This is a genomic window from Arthrobacter sunyaminii (assembly GCF_018866305.1).
In the GTDB taxonomy this organism is placed as follows: domain Bacteria; phylum Actinomycetota; class Actinomycetes; order Actinomycetales; family Micrococcaceae; genus Arthrobacter_B; species Arthrobacter_B sunyaminii.
In genome coordinates this window covers 1,043,570-1,064,715 of record NZ_CP076456.1, presented here as the reverse complement: position 1 = coordinate 1,064,715, position 21,146 = coordinate 1,043,570, and the positions used below count along the sequence as shown (strand labels likewise).

16 protein-coding genes, 1 tRNA gene and 3 pseudogenes are annotated in these 21,146 nt (G+C 64.8%); 2 read left to right on the top strand and 18 right to left on the bottom strand.

What is annotated here, in order from left to right; translation table 11 throughout:
• Position 1: 1 nt before the first annotated feature.
• The 18 genes and pseudogenes from KG104_RS04700 to KG104_RS04620 all read right to left on the bottom strand — a co-directional run bounded on the left by KG104_RS04700 (position 2) and on the right by KG104_RS04620 (position 19,993).
• Positions 2–74 (bottom strand) — tRNA-Leu (locus tag KG104_RS04700).
• 115 nt (positions 75–189) lie between these two features.
• Positions 190–1,578 (bottom strand): NAD(P)/FAD-dependent oxidoreductase, encoded by a 1,389-nt coding sequence (locus KG104_RS04695; RefSeq protein ID WP_104161668.1) that lies wholly within the window; start codon positions 1,576–1,578, stop codon positions 190–192.
• 31 nt (positions 1,579–1,609) lie between these two features.
• Complete coding sequence (locus tag KG104_RS04690) at positions 1,610–3,028, bottom strand: S8 family serine peptidase (protein WP_372434147.1); 1,419 nt, start codon at positions 3,026–3,028, stop codon at positions 1,610–1,612.
• Positions 3,025–3,843: pseudogene (locus tag KG104_RS18350) on the bottom strand (Ppx/GppA phosphatase family protein); the annotation flags it as partial. The pseudogene KG104_RS18350 and the gene KG104_RS04690, both read right to left, overlap by 4 nt.
• Positions 3,844–4,059: 216 nt before the next feature.
• Positions 4,060–4,716: pseudogene (locus KG104_RS18345) on the bottom strand (DUF501 domain-containing protein); the annotation flags it as partial.
• A gap of 124 nt (positions 4,717–4,840) precedes the next feature.
• Positions 4,841–5,677, bottom strand: coding sequence for an FtsB family cell division protein (locus KG104_RS17970; protein ID WP_237686982.1), 837 nt, complete (start codon positions 5,675–5,677; stop codon positions 4,841–4,843).
• Positions 5,678–5,788: 111 nt separating this feature from the next.
• On the bottom strand, positions 5,789–7,072 hold the full coding sequence (eno, locus tag KG104_RS04675; RefSeq protein ID WP_104055161.1) for a phosphopyruvate hydratase: 1,284 nt from the start codon (positions 7,070–7,072) through the stop codon (positions 5,789–5,791).
• Between the two features lie 157 nt (positions 7,073–7,229).
• Positions 7,230–7,922 (bottom strand): MazG nucleotide pyrophosphohydrolase domain-containing protein, encoded by a 693-nt coding sequence (locus tag KG104_RS04670; protein ID WP_237688666.1) that lies wholly within the window; start codon positions 7,920–7,922, stop codon positions 7,230–7,232.
• Positions 7,915–9,075 carry an adenosine deaminase gene (locus KG104_RS04665; RefSeq protein WP_237688665.1) on the bottom strand — a complete coding sequence of 387 codons (1,161 nt, stop codon included), beginning with the start codon at positions 9,073–9,075 and terminating at the stop codon, positions 7,915–7,917. Before KG104_RS04665 ends, KG104_RS04670 begins: the two co-directional genes overlap by 8 nt.
• 238 nt (positions 9,076–9,313) lie before the next feature.
• A pseudogene (locus KG104_RS04660) lies at positions 9,314–9,913 on the bottom strand (DedA family protein); the annotation flags it as partial.
• Between the two features lie 135 nt (positions 9,914–10,048).
• Positions 10,049–11,338 carry a thymidine phosphorylase gene (locus KG104_RS04655; protein WP_207347422.1) on the bottom strand — a complete coding sequence of 430 codons (1,290 nt, stop codon included), beginning with the start codon at positions 11,336–11,338 and terminating at the stop codon, positions 10,049–10,051.
• 5 nt (positions 11,339–11,343) lie between these two features.
• A complete protein-coding gene (locus tag KG104_RS04650; RefSeq protein WP_104104376.1) occupies positions 11,344–11,757 on the bottom strand; it encodes a cytidine deaminase in 414 nt (137 codons plus the stop codon).
• 113 nt (positions 11,758–11,870) lie between these two features.
• Entirely contained in the window at positions 11,871–13,160 is a 1,290-nt protein-coding gene (locus KG104_RS04645) for an ABC transporter permease (RefSeq protein ID WP_104055157.1), read from the bottom strand.
• On the bottom strand, positions 13,157–14,452 hold the full coding sequence (locus KG104_RS04640; protein ID WP_104055502.1) for an ABC transporter permease: 1,296 nt from the start codon (positions 14,450–14,452) through the stop codon (positions 13,157–13,159). Before KG104_RS04640 ends, KG104_RS04645 begins: the two co-directional genes overlap by 4 nt.
• A gap of 68 nt (positions 14,453–14,520) precedes the next feature.
• Positions 14,521–16,065, bottom strand: coding sequence for an ABC transporter ATP-binding protein (locus KG104_RS04635; RefSeq protein WP_207347421.1), 1,545 nt, complete (start codon positions 16,063–16,065; stop codon positions 14,521–14,523).
• 133 nt (positions 16,066–16,198) lie between these two features.
• Positions 16,199–17,311: a BMP family lipoprotein gene (locus KG104_RS04630; RefSeq protein ID WP_372434146.1), complete on the bottom strand. Its 1,113-nt coding sequence runs from the start codon at positions 17,309–17,311 to the stop codon at positions 16,199–16,201.
• A gap of 256 nt (positions 17,312–17,567) precedes the next feature.
• A complete protein-coding gene (locus KG104_RS04625) occupies positions 17,568–18,734 on the bottom strand; it encodes an amidohydrolase (RefSeq protein WP_181032353.1) in 1,167 nt (388 codons plus the stop codon).
• Positions 18,735–18,853: 119 nt separating this feature from the next.
• On the bottom strand, positions 18,854–19,993 hold the full coding sequence (locus KG104_RS04620) for a mannose-1-phosphate guanylyltransferase (RefSeq protein WP_104055154.1): 1,140 nt from the start codon (positions 19,991–19,993) through the stop codon (positions 18,854–18,856).
• 235 nt (positions 19,994–20,228) lie between these two features.
• Here KG104_RS04620 and sdhC point away from each other — a divergent pair, with 235 nt between their 5' ends.
• Both sdhC and KG104_RS04610 read left to right on the top strand, forming a co-directional pair.
• Positions 20,229–20,609 (top strand): succinate dehydrogenase, cytochrome b556 subunit, encoded by a 381-nt coding sequence (sdhC, locus tag KG104_RS04615; protein ID WP_104055153.1) that lies wholly within the window; start codon positions 20,229–20,231, stop codon positions 20,607–20,609.
• A 3-nt stretch (positions 20,610–20,612) separates the two neighbouring features.
• Entirely contained in the window at positions 20,613–21,092 is a 480-nt protein-coding gene (locus KG104_RS04610; protein ID WP_104055152.1) for a succinate dehydrogenase hydrophobic membrane anchor subunit, read from the top strand.
• Positions 21,093–21,146: the final 54 nt, after the last annotated feature.

Below are 21,146 nucleotides of genomic sequence, written 5' to 3'. Positions count from 1 at the left end.
GTACCCCAGGTCGGACTCGAACCGACAACACGCAGATTTTAAGTCTGTTGCCTCTGCCATTGGGCTACTGGGGCTGAAGCAAAAGCTTCTGCTCAAGCCTACTGGATGGACGCTGCACCCCGGAAACAACGACGGCGGCCCCTCCGCCAAGGAGGAACCGCCGTCGTACGCGTTGCTGGAGGCTCAGGCCTACTTGCCGGCCATTTCCTTCTTCTTCGGCGGCGTAGCGGCAGCCTTGAAGGTGGAACGCGGGTTCTTCAGATTGCGCAGATCGGTGAGGTCGCGGCGGAACGCTACATTCAGCACCCAACCGGAGATGACGCGGAACTTGCGCTCGAACATGGGCATGGCCATGCCGTGGTAGCCGCGGTGGGCCAGCCAGGCCGGGAAGCCCTTCATGCCGAAGCCCATGATGTTGGCGACGCCCTTGTACTGGCCCAGGCCTGCAACGGCGCCGAGGCTCTTGTGGTTGTACTCTTCGATGCTGCCCTCGCCGTAGCGTGCGGCCACGATGTTCTTGGCAAGCAGCTTGGCCTGACGCACCGCGTGCTGGGCGTTCGGAACGCAGAAGCCGCCCACGCCGCCGCCGGAGAGGTCCGGAACAGCGGAGACGTCGCCGGCAGCCCAGGCACCTTCAAGGGGGCCGTCGTCGCCGGTGATGCGCAGTTCAGCGTTGGCACGGACGCGGCCGCGCTCGTCGATCGGGAAGTCGGTGGCGCGGACCATCGGGTTGGCCTGCACGCCGGCGGTCCAGATCAGGGTGTCGGTACCGAATTCACCGGCCGGGGACTTGTCCGCCATGTTGATGAGCTTCAGGACGCCGTCCTCGGCGGAGGCCAGCGAGGTGTTCAGCAGCACCTCGATGCCGCGCTCGCGCATGCTGGAGACAACCCACTCAGCCTGGTCGGGCTTGACCTCGGGCATGACGCGGCCCATGGCTTCGATCAGCACAAAGCGGAGGTCTTCACGCTTCAGCCGGTCATTGAGCCGTGCGGCGTCGCGGGCCATGTCCTCAAGTTCGGTGAGGGTTTCGATGCCGGCAAAGCCGCCGCCGACGACGACGAACGTCAGGGCGCGCTCGCGCTCCGGTCCGGCGGGCATCAGGGAAGCGGTTTCGATCCGCTCCAGCACGTGGTTGCGGGTGGCGACGGCTTCTTCAATGCTCTTCATACCGATGCCGGCCTCGGCGAGGCCCGGAATCGGGAAGGTGCGGGTGATCGAGCCTGCGGCCAGGACAACGTCCTGGTAGGGAAGCTCGAACGGCTCTCCGCCGTCGGCCGGCTCAACCATGGCCGTGCGGGCGGCGTGGTTGATGGAAATAACCTTGCCGGTGATCAGTTCGGTGTTCTTCAGGTGCATGCGGTGGGATACAACAGCGTCGCGGGCCTCAATGGTGCCAGCTGCAACCTCGGGGAGGAACGGCTGGTACGTCATGTACGGCAGCGGGTCCACAACGGTGACGATGCCACCCTCAGCCTTGACCTTATTCTGGAGGTTCTTGGCTACATAGAGACCTACGTAGCCACCGCCTACCACCAGGACGCGCGGACGGTCTGAAAACTGTGTTGTAGATGCCATATCCTCATGGTACCCGAGTTTGTGAAAACCTTCACGAGAGTTTGGAAGACTCCAGCTCCCCGGTGTCCATGTCCTCCGAAGCGGGGCATTCCGCCTCCCGGCGACGTGCCCGGACAACGGCCACCGTGCCCGCCGCCGCCACGGCCAGCGTTAGTCCAGCGAAGCCCAGGACAAGGGTTCCGGGCAGTAAATCGGTCTTCGTTCCGGGCGCCAGAGCTTCCGGCACGGTGGGTTCGGGCAGGTTCGGTGCCGTCGGTTCCACGGCAACCGGAGCGTCCACTGCCGGAGCCGTGGAAGCGTCCCGGCGATGAATGCGGATCCAGTCAGCGATGTTGCCCAGCGGGTTGGCGGTGACGGACGGAACATCGGAGGTCAGCGCCGCCCCTGCATCCAGGATGCCGTAGCCGTACAGGGTGTCCTGTCCCGGGGCCCCGGCGTCACGTGCTGTGCTGATGATGCGGTTAATGACCTCTGCCGCACTCAGTTCGGGGTACGCGGAACGGATCAGCGCCGCGGTGCCCGCCACGAGAGGCGCTGCACCGGAGGTTCCGCTCCAGCCCGCATACCGGGCAGGACCGCCCGGCAGGCCGCCCACCAGGTTCTCCGCCGGAGCCGCAACCCCGATGCTGATCCCCTCGGAGGACGAATCCCAGCTTGCCTCACCGTTGCGGTCAACCCCGGCCACTGTCAGCACACCGGGGATGGTGGCGGGAGCGCCCACCTGGACTATGCCCACACCGCGGTTGCCGGCGGCGACAACCACCACCACGTCCTGCTGCTCGGCGTAGAGGAAGGCGTCGTCCCAGCTTTCCGGCCAGGAGGTGGAGCTGCTGCCCAGGGACATGTTGATGACTTTTGCGCCGTTGTCCACGGACCACCGGATGGCGGCCGGAATCTGGTCCTCAATAGGAATTCCGGCCGGATTGTCCGGTCCGATCCAGGCCGATACCGCCAGCAGCTCAGCCTTGGGCGCCACGCCGATGATGCCTTCGGAGTTCTTCTTCTCCTTGGCGGGCGCCGGCTCCTTCTTCTCGTCCTTGTCCCCGTCCTTCTTCGGTGCGGAGGTTGCCGGCGGCTCGTCGGGAGCATGGCCCCGTCCGGCCAGCAGTGTTGCCACCAGCGTCCCGTGCGAGGGATTGTCGCCCAGCCCGCTGCTTCCGGACGGGTCTCCGGCACCGGAAACGTCGGTTCCCCCGGTAACTGCACCAATAAGGTCCGGGTGGGTGGGATCAATTCCGGTGTCGATGACCGCCACCTTCACGCCCTCGCCCTGGCTCACGGCCCAGGCTTCGTCGAAGCCATAGTCCGCCAGCCAGTACTGTTTGTCCCGCCATTCGTCAGCAGAGGCCGGGGCAGCCGGAACGAGGGTCAGCGCCACCAGCGCCGCCACCAGGATTCCACCCCGCCCCTTCCGCTGCCGCAGCCCCAAAACCGCCGACGCTGTGGTCACCGCGCGGCGCTCAGGGCTATGCCGTCCAGGATGTCGTGCTCGCTGGTGATCGCCGAGGAGACCTTTCCATCCGTCAGTTCTGACACGCGGTCCACAATGGTCTGCCAGATCAGTGCACCGGCACCGATCACGTCCACCCGGCCCGGGTGCATGTACGGCAGCGCCGCCCGTGCTTCCCGGTCCATGTGCAGCAGCTCCCGGGCAGCCTGGTCGATGCGGGAAATGTCCAGTTCGGTGCCGTGAATCGCCTCGGCGGAGTATTCCGGCAGGCGGAGGGCGTGCGCTGTCACCGTGGTGATGGTGCCGGCAACACCCACCAGCCGGTCGGCCTCGGCCAGCGGAACAGTGGAGAGCACCTGGGCAATCATGTCCAGGACGTCTCCGCGCGCCAGCGCAATCTGGGCGTCGGTGGGCGGATTGGAGGTGAGATGGCGTTCGGTGAACCGCACGCATCCCATGTCGGTGCTCTTAGCCGCCAGCACACGGTCCGAGGTGCCGAGGACAAATTCGGTGCTGCCGCCGCCAAGGTCCACCACCAGCGTTTTGGCACCATTGCCGGCGCCCAGGACACTGGTGGCCCCGGCGAAGGAAAGTGCGGCCTCTTCGTCTCCGCTGATGACCTCGGGCTCCACACCCAGCCGTTCGCGGATTCCCGCCACGAATTCCCCGCGGTTCTCTGCGTCGCGGCTGGCGGAGGTGGCCACGAACCTGATGCGTTCGGCACCGTGCTCGCGGATGAGGGCAGCGTATTCATCCGCTGCCTCGAAGGTGCGCTGCAGTGCCTCAGGCGCCAGCCGTCCGGTGGCGTCCACGCCCTGTCCCAGGCGGTTGACCCGCATCAGGCGGACGACGTCGGTCAGCTTGGCTGCGCCTTCGTCCTGAGTCACGTCGGCGATCAGCAGGCGGATGGAGTTTGTTCCGCAGTCAACGGCGGCAACCCTCACGGCCGGCCGCACGGTGTCCGCTGCGCCGGCTTCGGTGTCCGGCTGCTGTGGTGCGCTGCTTTGTTCCTGCACGGCATCCCCCTGATGTTCGGCGTTGGCTGCGGCCTCGACGGCCTCGCGTCGGGCGGCACGCTTGGCATCCAGCTCCTGAGGGGACAGCCCCTGGGTTTTGGTGTGCCGGCTCAGGTCACGGCTGGGCGCCGCACCCGTGGTGTCCCACGCGCCCTCACAATAGCAGCGATCCGCGGTCCACCATTCAGAGATGCGCTCCAGCGCTTCGTCGCCCAGCGGGTTCACCCCGGGGCCTGCGGCCAGCGAGTGGCCAACCAGCACATGCAGGCATTTAACCCGGGTGGGCATGCCGCCGGCGGAGACGCCGTCGATCTCGGGAACGGGACCAACGCCGGTGCGGGCACCAATTTCATTGCGCACCTGAAGATACGCCTCATGCGCCTTCCGGTAACGGGCTGCGAGCTCCGGATCCTGCTCCAGCCGCTCGGTCATTTCGGTCATGAGACCGGAGGCTTCAAGCCGGGAAACGGCTGCCGTGATGACCGGGTGCGCCAAGTAGTAGGTAGTGGGGAAAGGAATGCCGTTGCTCAGGCGCGGAGCCGTGGTGGCAACGAGGGGATTCCCGCAGACACAGCGGGCACCGATTTCGACGACGTCGCGTGCCGGCCTGCCGAGCTGCCGGCTCAGGGTCTCCAAGTCTTCGGAGGTGGGGGTGAGCTGCTCCTGGGTCATGCCGGAGGTTCCTTCCTGAGGGCCTGGACGAGGCCCGGGCTATTGATAACTGCGCTTCTAAGATTACTGTGCGCAGAAAGCCGCGGCGTCCGGACCGCCGGAACGGCCGGAGCGGCGGAACGGCTTAGGGCGCGTTGGCTGCTCTTTTGACGGAGTCCCACAGTGCATCAACCCACCGCAGGTCCTCCACCTGTTCCTGGGCTTCCTGCTCCACGTCCTCCACGCCCTGCTCGCCCTTGACCAGATACCGGGTCTCCCCCGGCATGACCAGGAAAATCCGTTCCCGGGCCTGCTGCTTGATGTAGCTGGGGTCCTCCCAGCGCTGGAGCTGGGCTTGAAGGGCGCCCGAGGTTTCCTTCTGCTCGGCGATCTCGGCTTCCAGCGCCGCGATGTCCGAGCGCTGGTGCAGGTAGGTGTTCACCGACGGCGCCAGCAGGACCGTGACCACCAGCGTGACCATGGCCAGGACCAGCAGCCGGCCGGAGAAGGCCTTCGCCGGAACCGGACGCAGCTCATCCGAGGACTCCGCCGGGGATCCTGTGGTGCCGCTGTCTTCGGACAGGATCCGGGAACGCCGCCGCAGCCTGCCGGCAGCGGCAGCCGCTTTGCCGGGCGCCGCTGCATCGTCGACGGAACGTGCAGTTCCCGGGCCGGTTGGCTTTTTGGCGGTTTCAGCCCGGGATTTGGTGTTTTTCGGAGCTGAGGTTTTAGCGGACGCGGCTTTGACGGACGGGGCTTTGGCGGACGCTTTGGATGACGGCGCTGATTCCGCCCGAGACCGGGACACCCCTATGCCAGCGTCCGAGGCGCCCTCCACCGGTTTTGTGGCGCTGATGATGTCCGGATCCGCAGCGGCGTTCCGCTTACGGGCTGGCTTTTGTGCACTTCGGCTGGTGCGCCCCCCGGTGCTGGAGCCGTCCCCGCCGGATGCCTTGGGGACTTTCGGACGTCGGGTGGGCATGGAACTCCTTGATAATGCGGACTGGCCTGAAGCGCAGCTATTTCGATAACACAGGGCTTAAACACAACTGGCGGGCACCCTCGTTAACGAGGGTACCCACCAGCAGCAGGCTTACTCTGCCGTGAAACGCGGGAACGCGCTGCGTCCTGCGTAACGGGCGGCGTCGTCGAGCTCTTCTTCGATGCGCAGCAGCTGGTTGTACTTGGCTACGCGCTCGGAACGGGCGGGGGCGCCCGTCTTGATCTGGCCTGCGTTGGTGGCCACGCAGATGTCAGCGATGGTGGTGTCCTCGGTTTCGCCGGAGCGGTGCGAGGTGATGGTGGTGTAACCGGCACGCTGGGCCATGGTGATGGCGTCCAGGGTTTCGGTGAGCGTACCGATCTGGTTGACCTTGACCAGCAGGGAGTTGGCGGCGTTCATCTTGATGCCGGTCTCCAGGCGGGTGGGGTTGGTGACGAAGAGGTCGTCGCCAACGAGCTGCACCTTGTCGCCCAGGCGCGCGGTCAGGGCAACCCAGCCATCCCAGTCGTTTTCGTCCAGCGGATCTTCGATGGAAACCAGCGGGTAGTCGCGGACCAGTTCCTCGTAGTACGCGGACATTTCCTCGGCGCTGCGGTTCTGTCCCTCGAAGAGGTACGCGCCGTCCTTGAAGAACTCCGAGGAGGCAACGTCCAGGGCCAGGGCGATGTCGGTGCCCGGCGTGTAGCCGGCGCGGGTGATGGCCTCGAGGATCAGATCCAGGGCTGCACGGTTGGAGGGCAGGTTCGGAGCGAAGCCGCCTTCGTCACCCAGACCGGTGGAAAGGTTCTTTTCCTTCAGCACGGACTTGAGGTTGTGGTAAACCTCAACACCCCAGCGCAGGCCCTCGGAGTAGGTCTGGGCGCCCAGGGGAACAATCATGAATTCCTGGATGTCGACGTCGGAGTCCGCGTGCGAGCCGCCGTTGAGGATGTTCATCAGCGGCACGGGCAGGATGTGCGCGTTGGGTCCGCCGAGGTAGCGGTACAGGGGCAGGGCGGCGGATTCGGCTGCGGCACGGGCTACGGCCAGGGAAACGCCGAGGATGGCATTGGCGCCCAGGCCGGACTTGTTCTCGGTGCCGTCCAGGTCAATCATGGCCTGGTCGATCGCGCGCTGGTCGGCGGCGTCGAAGCCCAGCAGTGCGGGCTGGATCTGCTCGATGACCGCTTCAACGGCCTGCAGGACACCCTTGCCCTGGTAACGGGTCTTTTCGCCGTCGCGGCGCTCATTGGCTTCGAAGGCTCCGGTGGAAGCTCCGGAGGGAACCGCTGCGCGGCCAAACGTGTCATCATCCAGCAGAACCTCTACCTCAACGGTGGGGTTTCCGCGGGAATCCAGGATTTCGCGGGCGTGAATGGCATCAATGATTGCCATGGGAATGCTCCTGTTCGTTGGAACCTAGGGGTAACTTGAGCCCGGCCTATGAAACGGGCCACGCTGTCTGCTTCCAGCCTAGTTGAAACCGGCGCCGTAGTAAGGCCCTTGGGCGCCAATCCGACTTATACCCGGTTGCACTCAAACGCTGAGCGCCCTATTGCCCGGCCGTAAAGCGGCGCACTGCGGCACGCAGAGCGGCTTCCGCGTCCAGGCCCTGCGCCTGTGCCTGGCGCACGACGTCGAACAGGTGGTCTCCCAGCTCCTCCGAATCCCGCCAGATACGCTCCGGGGCTGTGTCGGGGGCGGCAGGCAGGGCCTCCTGCCCGGCACGCCGGGCCCGGTCCAGGGTTTTGGCGGCCAGCAGGAGTGCCGGGAGTCCTGCCGGAATGCCGTCGAACGGCGAGGTCCGTCCGGGTTTCTCCCGTTTTTTGACCTCGTCCCAGGCTCGTTCAATTTCCCCGGGATCGTCCGTGGTTTCCGTTCGGACGGAACCGTCGGGGGCAAACACGTGCGGATTGCGGCGGATCATTTTGGCGGTCAGCGAATCCACCACGTCCCCGATCCCAAAATGGCCGGATTCTTCCTGCAGGCGGGCGTGCAGCAGTACCTGGAACAGGACATCGCCCAGCTCTCCGGCGAGCTCACCGGCATCCTGCGGACCTGTGTGGCCTGCTTCCACTGCCTCGACAACCTCGTAGGCTTCTTCGACGAGGTACTCCAGCAGGGACTCGTGCGTCAGCGCGGCCGTCCACGGGCAGCGTTCCCGCAGGACAGCGATGATCCCGGCCAGGCGGGTGAACCGCCGGCCCAGGTCATCGCCGTCGCTGTTTGGCGCTGAATCAGCCACGGGCCTGATTGAAGCCTTCCGTCACGTAGGCGGCCAGCGCGTCGCGTTCTTCCAGCGGAAGGAACGCGGCATCCACGGCGTTCATGGTGAGTTCCAGGATGTCGTCCAGGTCGTAGTCGAAGGCCTCGGCCAGCAGCTCGAACTCGCCGGTCAGCGTGACACCGCTCATCAGCCGGTTGTCGGTGTTCACCGTGACCTGGAAACCCGTCTGGTACAGCAGGTCGATCGGGTGCGATTCGATGTCCTCACCGAAGGAGGCAATGGCACCGGTCTGCAGATTTGAGGAGGGGCAGATTTCCAGCGGAATGCCGCGGTCCCGCACCCAGCCGGCCACCTGTCCAATGGTCACCATGCCCACCGCAGTGTCGTCTCCGAGGCCGTCTGCCGCGCTGCCGGCGTCGTCGTCGAAGTCAACCTCGATGTCCTCGGCGATCCGCACACCGTGCCCCAGGCGCAGCGCGCGCCCGTGCACCAGGGCGTCCTTGATGCTCTGGACCCCGGCAGCCTCGCCGGCATGAACGGTAACGGGGAACTGGTTCTCCGCGAGGTACGTGAAAGCATCCGCGAAGCGGGAGGCCGGAAATCCGTCCTCGGCTCCCGCGATATCAAAGCCCACGGTTCCGTTGTGGCGGTGCCGGACGGCCAGTTCGGCAATCTCCATGCCGCGGTCGCCATGGCGCATGGCGGTGAGGAGCTGGCCCACCTGGATCAGGCGCCCCTGCGCTTCCACTGCTTCCACTCCCGCGTCCAGCCCATCCTGGACCGCTTCCACAACCTCGTCCAGGCTCAGTCCGCCCTTGAGGTGCTGCTCCGGTGCCCAGCGGATTTCGGCGTAGATCACGCCGTCGTCGGCGAGGTCCTCAACGAATTCACGGGCCACCCGCGCCAGGCCCTCACGGGTCTGCATGACGGCAATCGTGTGGTCAAACGTTTCCAGATACCGGACCAGGGAGCCCGAGTCCGCAGACTCGCGGAACCACTCCCCCAGTGCCACCGGATCGGTGGAGGGCAGTTCGTGTCCGGCCTGTGCAGCCAGCTCGATGATCGTTGCGGGACGCAGTCCGCCGTCAAGATGGTCGTGCAGCGAAACCTTGGGCAGGTTGAGGATGTCGAGGGTCGGGTCAGCGGCGGGAAGAAGAATAGGCTCAGTCACGGTTCCAACTCTACGTGAGCTGCGGCACTGTTCCGGGCGGGCCGGTTCAGGGTGTTTCGGCCCGGTTTTCAATGTCCTGCCTGGTGTCATCGGCATGCCTGGCACCGTCGGTGCCGCCGTCGGTGCCACCGTCGGTACCGCCGTCGGTCCGGCTGGCGCTGGAAGACTGGGATGCGCTTGCCGACTGGGCTGCCCGCGCCGCTTCGACACGCAGCCGGGCCGCGTCCCGGCTGGTCTGCAGGGGTGTGGGGCCGCGGAGCTTGGTGATGACCCGGTCGATGATGAGGCCCAGGACCATGGCCACTGCGATGGCCACCACTACGCCCAGCAGGTGGTTGTCCTTGAACCAGGTGCCGGCCACTGCTCCAACGGCAACACTGTATGCCGCCCACAACACTGCGGACATCGCGGTCAGGCCCACAAAGAGCCGCCGCGGGAAACCGGTCGCTCCGGCGGTGAGGTTGACGACCACACGACCAATGGGAATGAAGCGGGCCACCAGGATCAGGGAGACAGCACGCTTGTCCAGCTCCTTGCGGGCCCAGACGAATCCGCGCTGCATCCGGGGTCCGCGCATCCACCGGAACCGGTCAATGCCGATCCCCCGCCCCATCAGGTACGCCAGGTTGTCACCCAGGAATGCGCCGCCCGCAGCAGCGGCCATCAGCAGCCAGGGATTGGCGCCGGCACCGGTGGCCACCAGCGCGGCCAGCCCCACCACAATGGATTCGCTCGGCACGGGGGGAAAGAACCCGTCGATCAGACAGAACGTAAACAGAACCAGGTAGACCCACCAAGCGTCAGCGGAGGTCAGGATGAAGTTGTTAATACTGTCCATTGCGGCGCTCAGCACGGGCAGGCTGCTCTCCTCGGAATCGGTCTCTGGTACCTACAACGATGCCATCAGTGCATTGGTGCCCGCCAACCCCGGGGCCCGGCGGACAGTGCGGGGATGGCGGGCGGATAGCCGGAGTCAGCTGATGCGGTCGATGATCAGCTTCTGCGCGGGGCGGGATCCATCGGGACCAATGACAACGGCGTCGGCCAGGGCTTCTTTGGCACGCTCAAATTTCTCCGGCGTATCCGTCAGCAGCGTCATGAGCGGCTGGCCTGCCCGGATTTGGGCGCCGGGCTTGGCGTGCATGCGGACACCGGCACCAGCCTGGACTGCGTCTTCCTTCCGCGCCCGTCCTGCTCCGAGCCGCCATGCAGCGACACCAACGGACAGGGCATCCAGTTCCAGCAGCACACCGTCAGCAGGTGCGTAGATGGTCTCCGATTCGCGTGCCTGCGGCAGCGCGGCGTCCGGGTCGCCGCCCTGCGCGGAGATCATGCGCTTCCACACATCCATGGCTCGGCCGTCCTTCAGGGCTGCTGCCGGGTCGGCGTCGGGCAGGCCGGCGGCGGCCAGCATTTCTTCGGCCAGCCGCACGGTCAGTTCCACCACGTCCTCGGGGCCGCCGCCGGCCAGGACGTCGACGGATTCCTGCACCTCAATGGCGTTTCCGGCGGTGAGGCCCAGCGGCGTGGCCATGTTGGTCAGCAGTGCCACTGTGTTGACGCCGGCGTCCTTGCCCAGCGCCACCATGGTTTCGGCCAGCTCGCGGGCGTTCGCTTCGTCCTTCATGAACGCTCCGGAGCCCACCTTCACGTCCAGGATGAGTGAGCCGGTGCCCTCGGCGATCTTCTTGCTCATGATCGAGGAGGCGATCAGCGGGATGGCTTCCACTGTTCCGGTGACGTCGCGCAGGGCATAGAGCTTCTTGTCCGCCGGAGCCAGGCCTGCGCCGGCGGCGCAGATGACGGCGCCGACGTCGGCCAGCTGCTTCATCAAATCCTCGTTGGACAGATCGGCACGCCAGCCGGGAATGGCTTCGAGCTTGTCCAGGGTTCCGCCGGTGTGCCCCAGGCCGCGGCCGGAGAGCTGCGGAACGGCGACGCCGAACACGGCGACCAGGGGTGCCAGCGGCAGGGTGATCTTGTCCCCCACGCCGCCGGTGGAATGCTTGTCGGTGGTCGGCTTACCCAGGGAGGAGAAGTCCATCCGCTCCCCGGAGGCAATCATGGCTGCGGTCCACCGGGAGATCTCGGAGCGGGTCATGCCGTTGAGCAGGATGGCCATGTTCAGTGCGGCCATCTGTTCATCGGCGATGGCCCCGCGGGTGTAGGCATCGATGGTCCAGTCAATTTGTTCCGGTGACAAAACGCCCCGGTCCCGCTTGATTCCAATAATGTCCACGGCGTCAAACTTCTCAGCACTCATGGTGGTTATCCTTCCAGATGTTGGGGGCCGAAGGCGTCAGGCAGGACCTGATCCATGGTCTTGATGCCGCTGACGGTCAGCAGCTGCATGCCCGGTGCCCGGAATTCGTACAGCAGCTGCCGGCACCGGCCGCAGGGCATCAGGATTTCCCCGGCCCCGTCCACGCAGACAAACGCCGCCAGGCGACCTCCCCCGGTCATGTGCAGGGAGCTGACCAGCGCGCATTCGGCGCAGAGGGTCAGCCCGTAGGAGGCGTTTTCCACGTTGCAGCCGGAGATGATCCGGCCGTCATCCGTCAGGGCCGCTGCGCCTACCGGGTACTTCGAATACGGGACGTAGGCGTGTGCCAGCGCCGCGCGGGCCGTGTCCGTGAGGGCGGCCCAGTCAACGGGTGCGGGAGTTTCGGTGTTCTCAGTCATTGTTTCCTCGCTTCAAGCGGTTTTGCCGGTTCAGGCCGGCGGCCTGTGGTTGTGCGGATTAACCGAAGGCGCCCCTCCCGGCAGCAATAGCCGGAAAGGGCGCCTTCGCGCCGCTAGCCCTTGATGTACGGTATGCCGCCCGCGGCGGGGCCGCGCGACTTCCCCACCACGCCGGCAACGGCGAAGATGGTCACCACATAAGGCAGCATGGCCAGGAACTGGTTCGGAACCGGGGTGCCGAGCAGGCTCAGCACCGACTGCAGGTTGGAGGCAAAGCCGAAGAGCAGCGCTGCGAACAGCGCCCCGATCGGGTTCCACCGCCCGAGGATGAGCGCCGCCAGGGCAATGTACCCCTGGCCGGAGGTCATGTCCCGGTTGAAGGAGGAGACAGCCACCAGGGTGAAGAACGCGCCTCCCACGCCGGCGACGGCACCGGCGAGCAGAACGTTCATGAACCGGGTGCGGTTGACGTTCACGCCGAGGGTGTCAGCTGCCTTGGGGTGCTCGCCGACGGCGCGCGTGCGCAGGCCCCATTTGGTGTGGAACAGGCCAAAGTAGATGGCCGCCACGGCAATGTACATCAGGTACCCGATCACGGACTGGTTGAACAGGATCGGGCCGATGATGGGGATATCCGCCAACAGCGGGATCCGGATGGAGGGCAGGCGCGGCGGGGAATTCCACTTGGCCGCGTCCGTAGCCAGGACCGTGGAGAACAGGAAGCCCGTGAGGCCGGAGACCAGCACGTTCAGGACGACGCCGACAATCACCTGGTTCACGATGTACTTGATGCTGAAGACGGCCAGCACCAGGGACACCAGCACACCGGCAACGGCCGCGGCGAAGAGTCCCACAAAGGCATTGCCGGACAGCGAACCTGCCACGGCGGCAGCAAAAGCTCCGAAGAGCAGCTGTCCCTCAATGGCAATGTTCACCACGCCGGAGCGTTCGCAGAGCACCCCGGAGAGTGAACCGAAGATCAGCGGGAAGGCCAGGGTGAAGGACCCCGCCAGCAACCCGTAAAGGGCCACGCTGGGGCTGCGGGCGCTGCCAATGGACCAGGTCAGGAAGGCTGCGATGAAGAACACCGCAAACACGGCAATGAGCCAGGCGGGAATGCGCTGGTACCGGCTGACCAAAATGGCTGCGTAAGCCGCCGAGGCCAGCAGAACCACCGAGGCGATCCAGCCCAGGACGGGCGCCGAGACCACGATGTTGGGCAGCTGGATGGCTGCGTTGTCCTCGGTAAGCCGGAAAGTGACGTCGGAAGACGGCGCTTCCAGCCCGAAGAGGATGAAGCCGAGGATTGCCAGGACGCCCAGAATAATGGGTGTCTTCCAGCTGCGGATCGCCTCGGATGCGGCCGGACGGCCGGTGGAGGCGGGTGCGGTTGCGGTGCTCATGCTGCTCCTCCGGCTGCGTTGGCTTTCTTGGTGCTGCGTTTGCCGGCCGTCTTGAAGGCACCGGGCGGCGGAATCCGGAAGATGGAACGGACCAGCGGCGGTGCAGCAATGAACAGGACGATCAGCGACTGGACCACCAGCACAATGTCGATGTTGGTGCCGGTGCTGGTCTGCATGGTGACACCGCCGGCGCGGAAGGCGCCGAACAGCAGGCCTGCGGCGAACGTTCCCCACGGGGAGGAGCGGCCGAGCAGCGCCACGGTGATGGCATCGAAGCCGAAGCTTGCGGCCACCCCGGAGGTCAGCACCTTTTCGGTGCCGGAGACCTGCGCGACGCCGGCGAGACCGGCCAGTGCACCGGCAATGAGCATGACGATGACGTAGCCCTTGGTGGTGCTGATGCCGGCGTTCCGCGCAGCCGCAGGGTTGGCGCCCACTGCGCGCAGTTCAAAGCCAACGGTTGAGCGGTTCAACAGCCACCAGATGAAGACGGTGGCTGCGATAGCCATGATGAAACCCCAGTGCAGGCGGAAGCCGCTGCCCAGCAGCGGCGGGAACATGGCGGTGTCGTCAAGCTGCGGGCTGATCGGGTTGGTGGATCCCGGGCGCTGGAAACCCGGAGTGGTCAGCAGGAAGAGCACCAGCTGGATCGCGATGTAGTTGAGCATGATGGTCACGATGACCTCGTGCGCGCCGGTGCGTGCCTTGAGCAGGCCGGCAATGCCGCCCCAGACTGCGCCGCCGATGGCTCCGGCGAGGATGACCACAATCAGGTGCAGGCCAACCGGCAGGTGCCAGCTGAAGCCAACCCATGCGGCCAGAGTGGCGCCAATGATGATCTGGCCCTGCGCACCGATGTTGAACAGACCGGCCCGGAAGGCCAGGGCCACGCCGAGTCCGGCACAGATCAGCGGTGTTGCAACCGTCAGGGTCTGCGTCAGCGGATAGATCATCCGGGAGAAGGAATCGGCTTTAAAGTTGAAGATTGATCCCTGGAACAGGGCGGCATAGGCGCCGGAGGCAGCCGACCAGGCAGCACCCAGCAGGTCCCCGGGCCGTGAGAAGAAGTACCCCGCTGATTCGGCAACGTCCTCGTCAGTGAGCGCGATGAGCAGCCCGCCGACGATCAGCGCCATCACCACTGCCAGCACTGAAACCAGTGCGTCGCCCGTGACGATGCGGTGCAGGACCGATGCCTGCTTCTCTTCCGGATGCAACTCTGTTTCGGGGACCGGAACGGGCGGCGGCGGCAGCGCCCCGCCCGCGGTTTCGGCAGCGGTCAGCAGCCGCATTTCTTCTGCCTCTGCTTCCTCTTTCCGGTGGGCTGGTTCGCCCGGCTGCCTGTTTTTCTCCTCCGGGCTCACTGCGCCCCTCCCTTAGTCTCGCGTTCGTGCGAAAGTGCTTCGTCAGCGCGCATCCCGGCCATCATGAGGCCCAGGACATCGCGTGAAGTGTTGCCCGGGACAATTCCCATGACTTTGCCGCCGTACAGCACGGCGATGCGGTCGGCCAGTTCCAGAACCTCGTCAAGCTCGGTGGACACGATCAGAACCGGGGTCCCGCCGTCGCGCTCCGCCACGATCCGCTTGTGCAGGAACTCGATGGACCCGACGTCGACGCCGCGGGTCGGCTGGGAGGCAATGAACAGCGACAGCGGACGCGAGAGCTCACGCGCCATGACCACCTTCTGCTGGTTGCCGCCCGAAAGTGTTCCCGCCGCAGCCTCGGCGGACTGGGTCCGGATATCGAACTCCTCGATCTTTTCGCCGGCGTTGGCTGCCACAACCGCCGGCCGCATGGACAGCCCGCGTGCAAACGGGGCCTTGTTGTAGCGGTTGAGGATCAGGTTCTCAGCGACGGTGAAGGTGCCAACGAGGCCGTCAACGCTGCGGTCTTCGGGCACAAAGCCCACGCCGGCGTCGATAACCTGCTCAACCCTGCGTCCCACCAGTTCATTGCCGTCCAGCAGAATGGAGCCGGTGACGTGGTTCTGCAGGCCCATAATGGCCTCGGTCAGTTCAGTCTGCCCGTTGCCCTGGACACCGGCGACGGCGAGGATCTCGCCCTTGGCAATGTCAAAGCTCACGTGGTCGACGACGGCCTGCCCGGTGTCGGAGCGCACCACCAGATCACGGATGGAGAAGGTATTGGCGCCGGGCTCCGCTGGGGCCTTGTTGAGGTTCAGGCTGACGGAGCGGCCCACCATCATCGAGGCCAGCTCGGTGGTCGAAGCGCTGGGAGGCGCATCACCCACCACCTTGCCGCGCCGGATCACGGTAATGACGTCGGAAACCGCCTTGACCTCACGCAGCTTGTGCGAGATGAAGACCACCGATTTTCCGTCGTCGCACAGCTGCCGCATGATGGCCAGCAGTTCATCGGTTTCACGCGGAGTGAGCACTGCAGTGGGCTCGTCGAGGATCAGAACTTCGGCGTCACGAATCAGCGCCTTGATGATCTCCACGCGCTGCTGCACGCCCACCGGCAGGTCCTCCACCACGGCATCGGGATCGACGTCGAACCCGTACTGGTCAGAAATCTGCCGGATACGTGTGCGGGTGGCTTCAAGATTCAGCGTGCCGGCAAACTTGGTGCTTTCATGTCCCAGCGCCACGTTTTCCGCGACGGTGAAGACCGGCACCAGCATGAAGTGCTGATGGACCATGCCGATTCCGGCCGCCATGGCGTCCCCGGGACCGGAGAAGACAACGGGTTTGCCGTTGATCAGGATCTGGCCTTCGGTGGGTTCGTAAAGGCCGTAGAGGACATTCATGAGCGTGGATTTGCCCGCGCCGTTCTCCCCGAGGAGGCTGTGGACCTGACCCGGTTCGATGACCAGGTCTATGTGGTCGTTGGCAACCAGGGTGCCGAAGCGCTTGGTGATGCCCTTGAGTTCGAGTTTCACAACCCCAACCAATCTGTTTGTGTCTGAGTGTGTGGGCTTCTCTCTATGGAGAGTACCCGGAACAGAATGAACCGCCGTCCCCCCGCTGCAACGCAGCCGGACGAACGGCGGTTCAGGTGCCGCTTACCCCTGCTTACTGGGGGCTGGCGGCAGATTCCACGGTGATCTCACCGGAGATGATCTTGGCCTTGATCTCGTCCACAGCTGACTTGACGTCGGCCGGAACGGCATCTTCCTGGTCGTGGTACGGGGCCAGGGCCACGCCGCCGTTTTCCAGGGTGCCGATGTACGGAGCGGCGTCGAAGCTGCCCTCGACGTCGGTGGAGATGACCTCTTCAACGGCTTCGCCCATGAGCTTCATGACCGAGGTCAGGATGTACTCGGTGCCCTTGTCGTTGGTCAGGAAACCGTCGGAGTCGACCCAGATAACCTTGTTGCTGCCGCCATTTGCGTTGGCTTCGACAACGGCGTCCAGCGTGCCGTCGCCAACCGGGCCGGCAACCGGCATGATGATGTCGGCGCCTTCGTTGAGGAAGCTCTGAGTGGTGGTCTTGCCGGCCACTGTGTCCGTGAAGTTACCCACGAAGGATCCGGTCTGGTCGGCCTTGTTCCATCCGAGCAGCGCTACATCGGCGTCATTCTGTTCGTTGTAGTACTCCACGCCGTCCGCAAAACCGTCCATGAAGATGGTCACGGTGGGGATGTTGATGCCGCCGTAGGTGGCCACCTTGCCGGTTTCGGAGGTGCCTGCCGCTACGTAGCCGGCCAGGAAGGCTGCCTCGGCCGTGTCGTAGATGATCGGCTTGACGTTGTCCAGATCGATGCTGTTGTCATCGACGATGGCGAAGTTGCGGTCCGGGTTGGCCTCTGCCACGGACTTGGTGGCGTCTGCCAGCAGATAGCCGACCGTCACCGTGAGGTTGCAGCCTTCGCTGATCATGGAGTCCAGGTTCGGAAGGAAGTCAGTCTCGGACTGGGACTGGGCTTCGCGGACCGTGACGCCCAGATCCTTCTCTGCAGCCTTCAGACCCTCATAGCTGGACTGGTTGAACGAGCGGTCATCGAAGCCGCCCTCATCGGAAACGATGCAGGCGGTGAAGTCGCTGTTCGCGCTGCCCGCGGCCTCGGAGGAGCTGTCCTCTTCTTCGGGGGCGGCGCCGCAGCCGGAGAGCAGGAGCGCCGAAACGCCCAGCATGGCGGCGGAAACGCCGGCGTTGCGCTTGAAGCTGCGCGGGAAGTTCTTCAATGTTCCTCCAGGAAAGAAAATGGGGTCCACACGCAGAGTCACTCTGTTCCTGCCCGCTCCGGAGAGAAGCGGGGCATCGCGTGGCGCAGCGCTCCGTCCATCGGTGGATCGCGGCAAGGCCATCCTATGTCCTGCAACACACACCGTGATGCAAATAACGCTCAGGGGATGAATTTGTTTACATGTTGTTATTATTTGCAAGCAAATGACGCGATACGTCTGCCGGTGAGGTGCAACAAGGGGGCAGGCCTTGGGGCTAGTGCCGCAATCTCCGCGCGGCCCGGACCGCGGCCGCTGCCATCACGCTGACGCCGGTGCTGATTGCCAGCTCATCAGGGTCATAGTCGCCGCGGTGCAGGTCATAGGTTTCGCCGCCGGGCGTGCGCGTCCCCAGCCGCATCAGAGCACCGGGCACGGCCTGCGTCATCCAGGCGAAGTCCTCGCCGCCCATGGACTGCGGAGCCAGGACGATGGAGTCCTCCCCCAGTTCGGCGCGTGCTGCGACCTCGATCAGGCTCGTCTCCGCGTCAGTATTAATGACCGGCGGCACTCCCCGGGTGTGTTCCAGCGTCACATCCACACCGAAGGGCGCAGCTATCTGGCGGACGACGTCGTCCAGCAGTTCCCCGGCTGCGTACCAGGCTTCAGCGTCCAGGCAGCGCATGGTTCCTGCCATAAAGCCGTGCGCGGGAATTGCGTTGGGCGCGGAACCGGCGTGCATTTGGCCCCAAACAACCGACACGCCGCTGCGCACGTCGATGCGGCGGGACAGCACGGCAGGGACGCTGACGGCGATCTCCGCCAGCGCAAAGACGAGGTCCTCGGTGAGATGCGGCCGGGAGGTGTGGCCGCCGCGGCCGGTCAGTTCAATGCGGATGGTGTCCGATGCCGAGGTAATGGCCCCAATCCGGGTGCCCACCTGCCCAACGTCGATCCGCGGATCGCAGTGCAGCGCGAGAATCCTCGGCATGCCTTCCAGGACACCCTGGTTGATGACGCCCAGCGCACCGCCGGGCATGACCTCTTCAGCGGGCTGAAAAACAATCCGGACCCGTCCGCCGAGGGCGCCGGCAGCATTGAGCTTGGCGAGGATCGATGCCACGCCCACCATGACCGTTGTGTGAATGTCGTGGCCGCAGGCGTGGGTGATGCCGGTGTTCACGGAGGCGTACGGCAGTCCGGTTTCCTCCAGCACCGGCAGCGCATCAATGTCGGCGCGCAGGCCAATCATCAGCGGACCGTCCCCGATGTCAACGTAGGCACCCGTGCCCTCCAGCCGGACCGGGTGCAGGCCTGCCGCCTCCAGGGCCTCAACGATGCGGTCCGTAGTGCGAAATTCCTTCGTCGACAGTTCCGGGTGCTGATGGAGGTCCCTGCGGAACGTGATTAGCTCACCCAGAATCGGTGCGACGCTCCCCCGCATAGACGGAACCGATGAACTGTGCAATGGAATGGTAGACACATTTTCTAGGGTAGTCACTGAGGCTCCCGTTACGGGAACCGTGTGACGATGTTCTGTGTTACGCGTCCAAATGAAGCCCGTTACAGGACGTCGGTGTCCCCGCTGGCCTTCAGGTGTTCCACCGCCTTTTTCACTTCCTGGGCGTGCTCCTTCGTGGTCACGAGCAGTGCATCCAGGGTGTCGACGATGACAACGTCCTCAATGCCGATCAGGGCGATCACCCGCTTGGTGTCGGAGACCACAATCCCGGATGCGTTTTCCGAGTACACGCGCGCACCCTCACCCATCACCTTGAGGTCACTGTTCTCTGCAGCGGGATTGAGCCGTCCGATGGCAGCGAAGTCCCCGACGTCGTCCCAGTTGAAGATGCCCGGGATCATGGCTACGTCCCCGGCCGCCGCTGCCGGTTCCGCCACGGCATAGTCAATTGCCGTCTTGGGCAGGGTGGGCCACACCCGGCGCACTACTTCGCGCCGCTTCGGTGTATCCCAGGCCTCGGCGATCTCGGTCAGACCGGCGTAGAGTTCCGGCTCGTTCGCTTCCAGATGCTTGAGCATGAGGTCCACCGGAGCCACGAACATTCCGGCGTTCCAGCTGTAATGCCCGTTTTTCAGGTAGGTGCGGGCTACCTCTTCCGAGGGCTTTTCCACGAATTCGACGACGGCGTGCGCGCTCGGGGCACCGGCAATCTCCAGCGGATCCCCCGCACGGATGTACCCGAATCCGGTGGCGGCATGGGTGGGATGGATACCGATGGTGACGATGTATCCCTGTGCTGCCGTGTGGATGGCTTCCCGCACCGCGTCCTGGAAGACGTCCACCGGGGCAATGACCTGATCCGCTGCAAAGGAACCCATGATGATGTGCGGATCCCTTTTAAAGAGGATCGCTGCCGCGAGCCCGATGGCAGCCGCGGAATCCTTGGGTTCCAGCTCCAGCACCAGGTTCTCACTGGAGATCTCAGGCAGCTGCTTGCGCACGGCCTGGCGGTGCAGCGTACCGGTCACCACCATGACGCGGTCACCGCTGAGCGGACGCAGCCGGTCATACGTGGCCCGGATCAGCGTGGAGCCTGATCCCGTCAGGTCATGGAGGAACTTGGGGGCTGCGGCCCGGGACAGCGGCCACAGGCGCGTACCTACGCCGCCGGCGGGAATCACGCCGTAAAAGCGGTCGAAGTCCGCGGCGGAAGTATCAGGGTCAATCGATTCTGTATTCATCAGAGCCAAGATTAGCCGACGGCGGCCGCCGCAGCCCGGAGGAACGCTGGACTGATCAGCCACGCGTTGCGCAGCGCGCCACGCAGTGTAACGAGGGTCACATGATAGGGCCACCTAAATTGAAAGCGCTCAGCAGGAGACCTAGATTATGCTTGAGCTTATATTGCTGTCGCACCGGCGTCATCACTGCGTGGAAGACACGCCAGCGCCGCTGCGTTGCAGGGAGGAAAATTCAGTGTCGAAGTTACCAGCAGGCACTCTCTACCGCGGCCGTGAAGGCCAGTGGTCGTGGGTTGCCCACCGCATTACCGGCGTGGTGATTTTCTTCTTCCTGTTGGTCCACGTTTTGGATACCTCACTGGTGCGCGTTTCACCTGAGGCCTACAACGTCGTGATCGGCGCGTACAAGAACCCCGTCATGGGCCTCGGCGAGCTCGGGCTCGTCGGCGCCATTGTGTTCCACGCCTTCAACGGCGTGCGCGTGATCCTGATCGATTTTTGGAAGAAGGGCCCCAAGTACCAGCGCCAGATGCTGTGGAGCGTCGTCGGCCTTTGGGTGATTACCATGATCGGTTTCTCCATTCGCCACCTTCCCATCGTTTTCGGGGGTCACTAAGCCATGAGTACATCAACCAACGAGGCCGTCTCCGTCGAGGCTCCGCGCTCCGGCCGCATCTCCCCCAAGTACGCCCGCACCGCAGGCGGCAAAGGCAACTTCGAGATGCTCGCGTGGCTGTTCATGCGCGTCTCCGGTGCCATCCTGATCGTGCTGATCTTCACCCACCTGTTCGTCAACCTCATGGTGGGCGACGGAATCCATGCCGTTGACTTCGGTTTTGTGGCCGGCAAGTGGGCCAGCCCCCTGTGGCAGGTCTGGGACCTGGTCATGCTCTGGCTGGCTATGCTGCACGGCACCAACGGTGTCCGCGTGATCATCAACGACTACGCCGACAAGAACACCACCCGGATGACACTGAAGAGCATTCTCTACATTGCCTCCGTGGTCATCATCGTTCTCGGCACCCTGGTGATCTTCACCTTTGATCCGTGCCCGGCCGGTGCCCCCGCAGACATGATCGCGGACTTCTGCAAGGCATAGCCGCAGGGTCCGCTCCCTGCGGGCCACCCCACAGTTTTTCAAGTTTCAACAGAA

Coding starts and splice junctions, on each gene's coding strand:
- KG104_RS04695 (WP_104161668.1), bottom strand. CDS start 1,578: ATGGCATCTACAACACAGTTTTCAGACCGTCCGCGCGTCCTGGTGGTA.
- KG104_RS17970 (WP_237686982.1), bottom strand. CDS start 5,677: ATGCCCACCCGACGTCCGAAAGTCCCCAAGGCATCCGGCGGGGACGGC.
- eno (WP_104055161.1), bottom strand. CDS start 7,072: ATGGCAATCATTGATGCCATTCACGCCCGCGAAATCCTGGATTCCCGC.
- KG104_RS04655 (WP_207347422.1), bottom strand. CDS start 11,338: ATGAGTGCTGAGAAGTTTGACGCCGTGGACATTATTGGAATCAAGCGG.
- KG104_RS04650 (WP_104104376.1), bottom strand. CDS start 11,757: ATGACTGAGAACACCGAAACTCCCGCACCCGTTGACTGGGCCGCCCTC.
- KG104_RS04645 (WP_104055157.1), bottom strand. CDS start 13,160: ATGAGCACCGCAACCGCACCCGCCTCCACCGGCCGTCCGGCCGCATCC.
- KG104_RS04640 (WP_104055502.1), bottom strand. CDS start 14,452: ATGCGGCTGCTGACCGCTGCCGAAACCGCGGGCGGGGCGCTGCCGCCG.
- KG104_RS04625 (WP_181032353.1), bottom strand. CDS start 18,734: ATGCGGGGGAGCGTCGCACCGATTCTGGGTGAGCTAATCACGTTCCGC.
- KG104_RS04620 (WP_104055154.1), bottom strand. CDS start 19,993: ATGAATACAGAATCGATTGACCCTGATACTTCCGCCGCGGACTTCGAC.
- KG104_RS04610 (WP_104055152.1), top strand. CDS start 20,613: ATGAGTACATCAACCAACGAGGCCGTCTCCGTCGAGGCTCCGCGCTCC.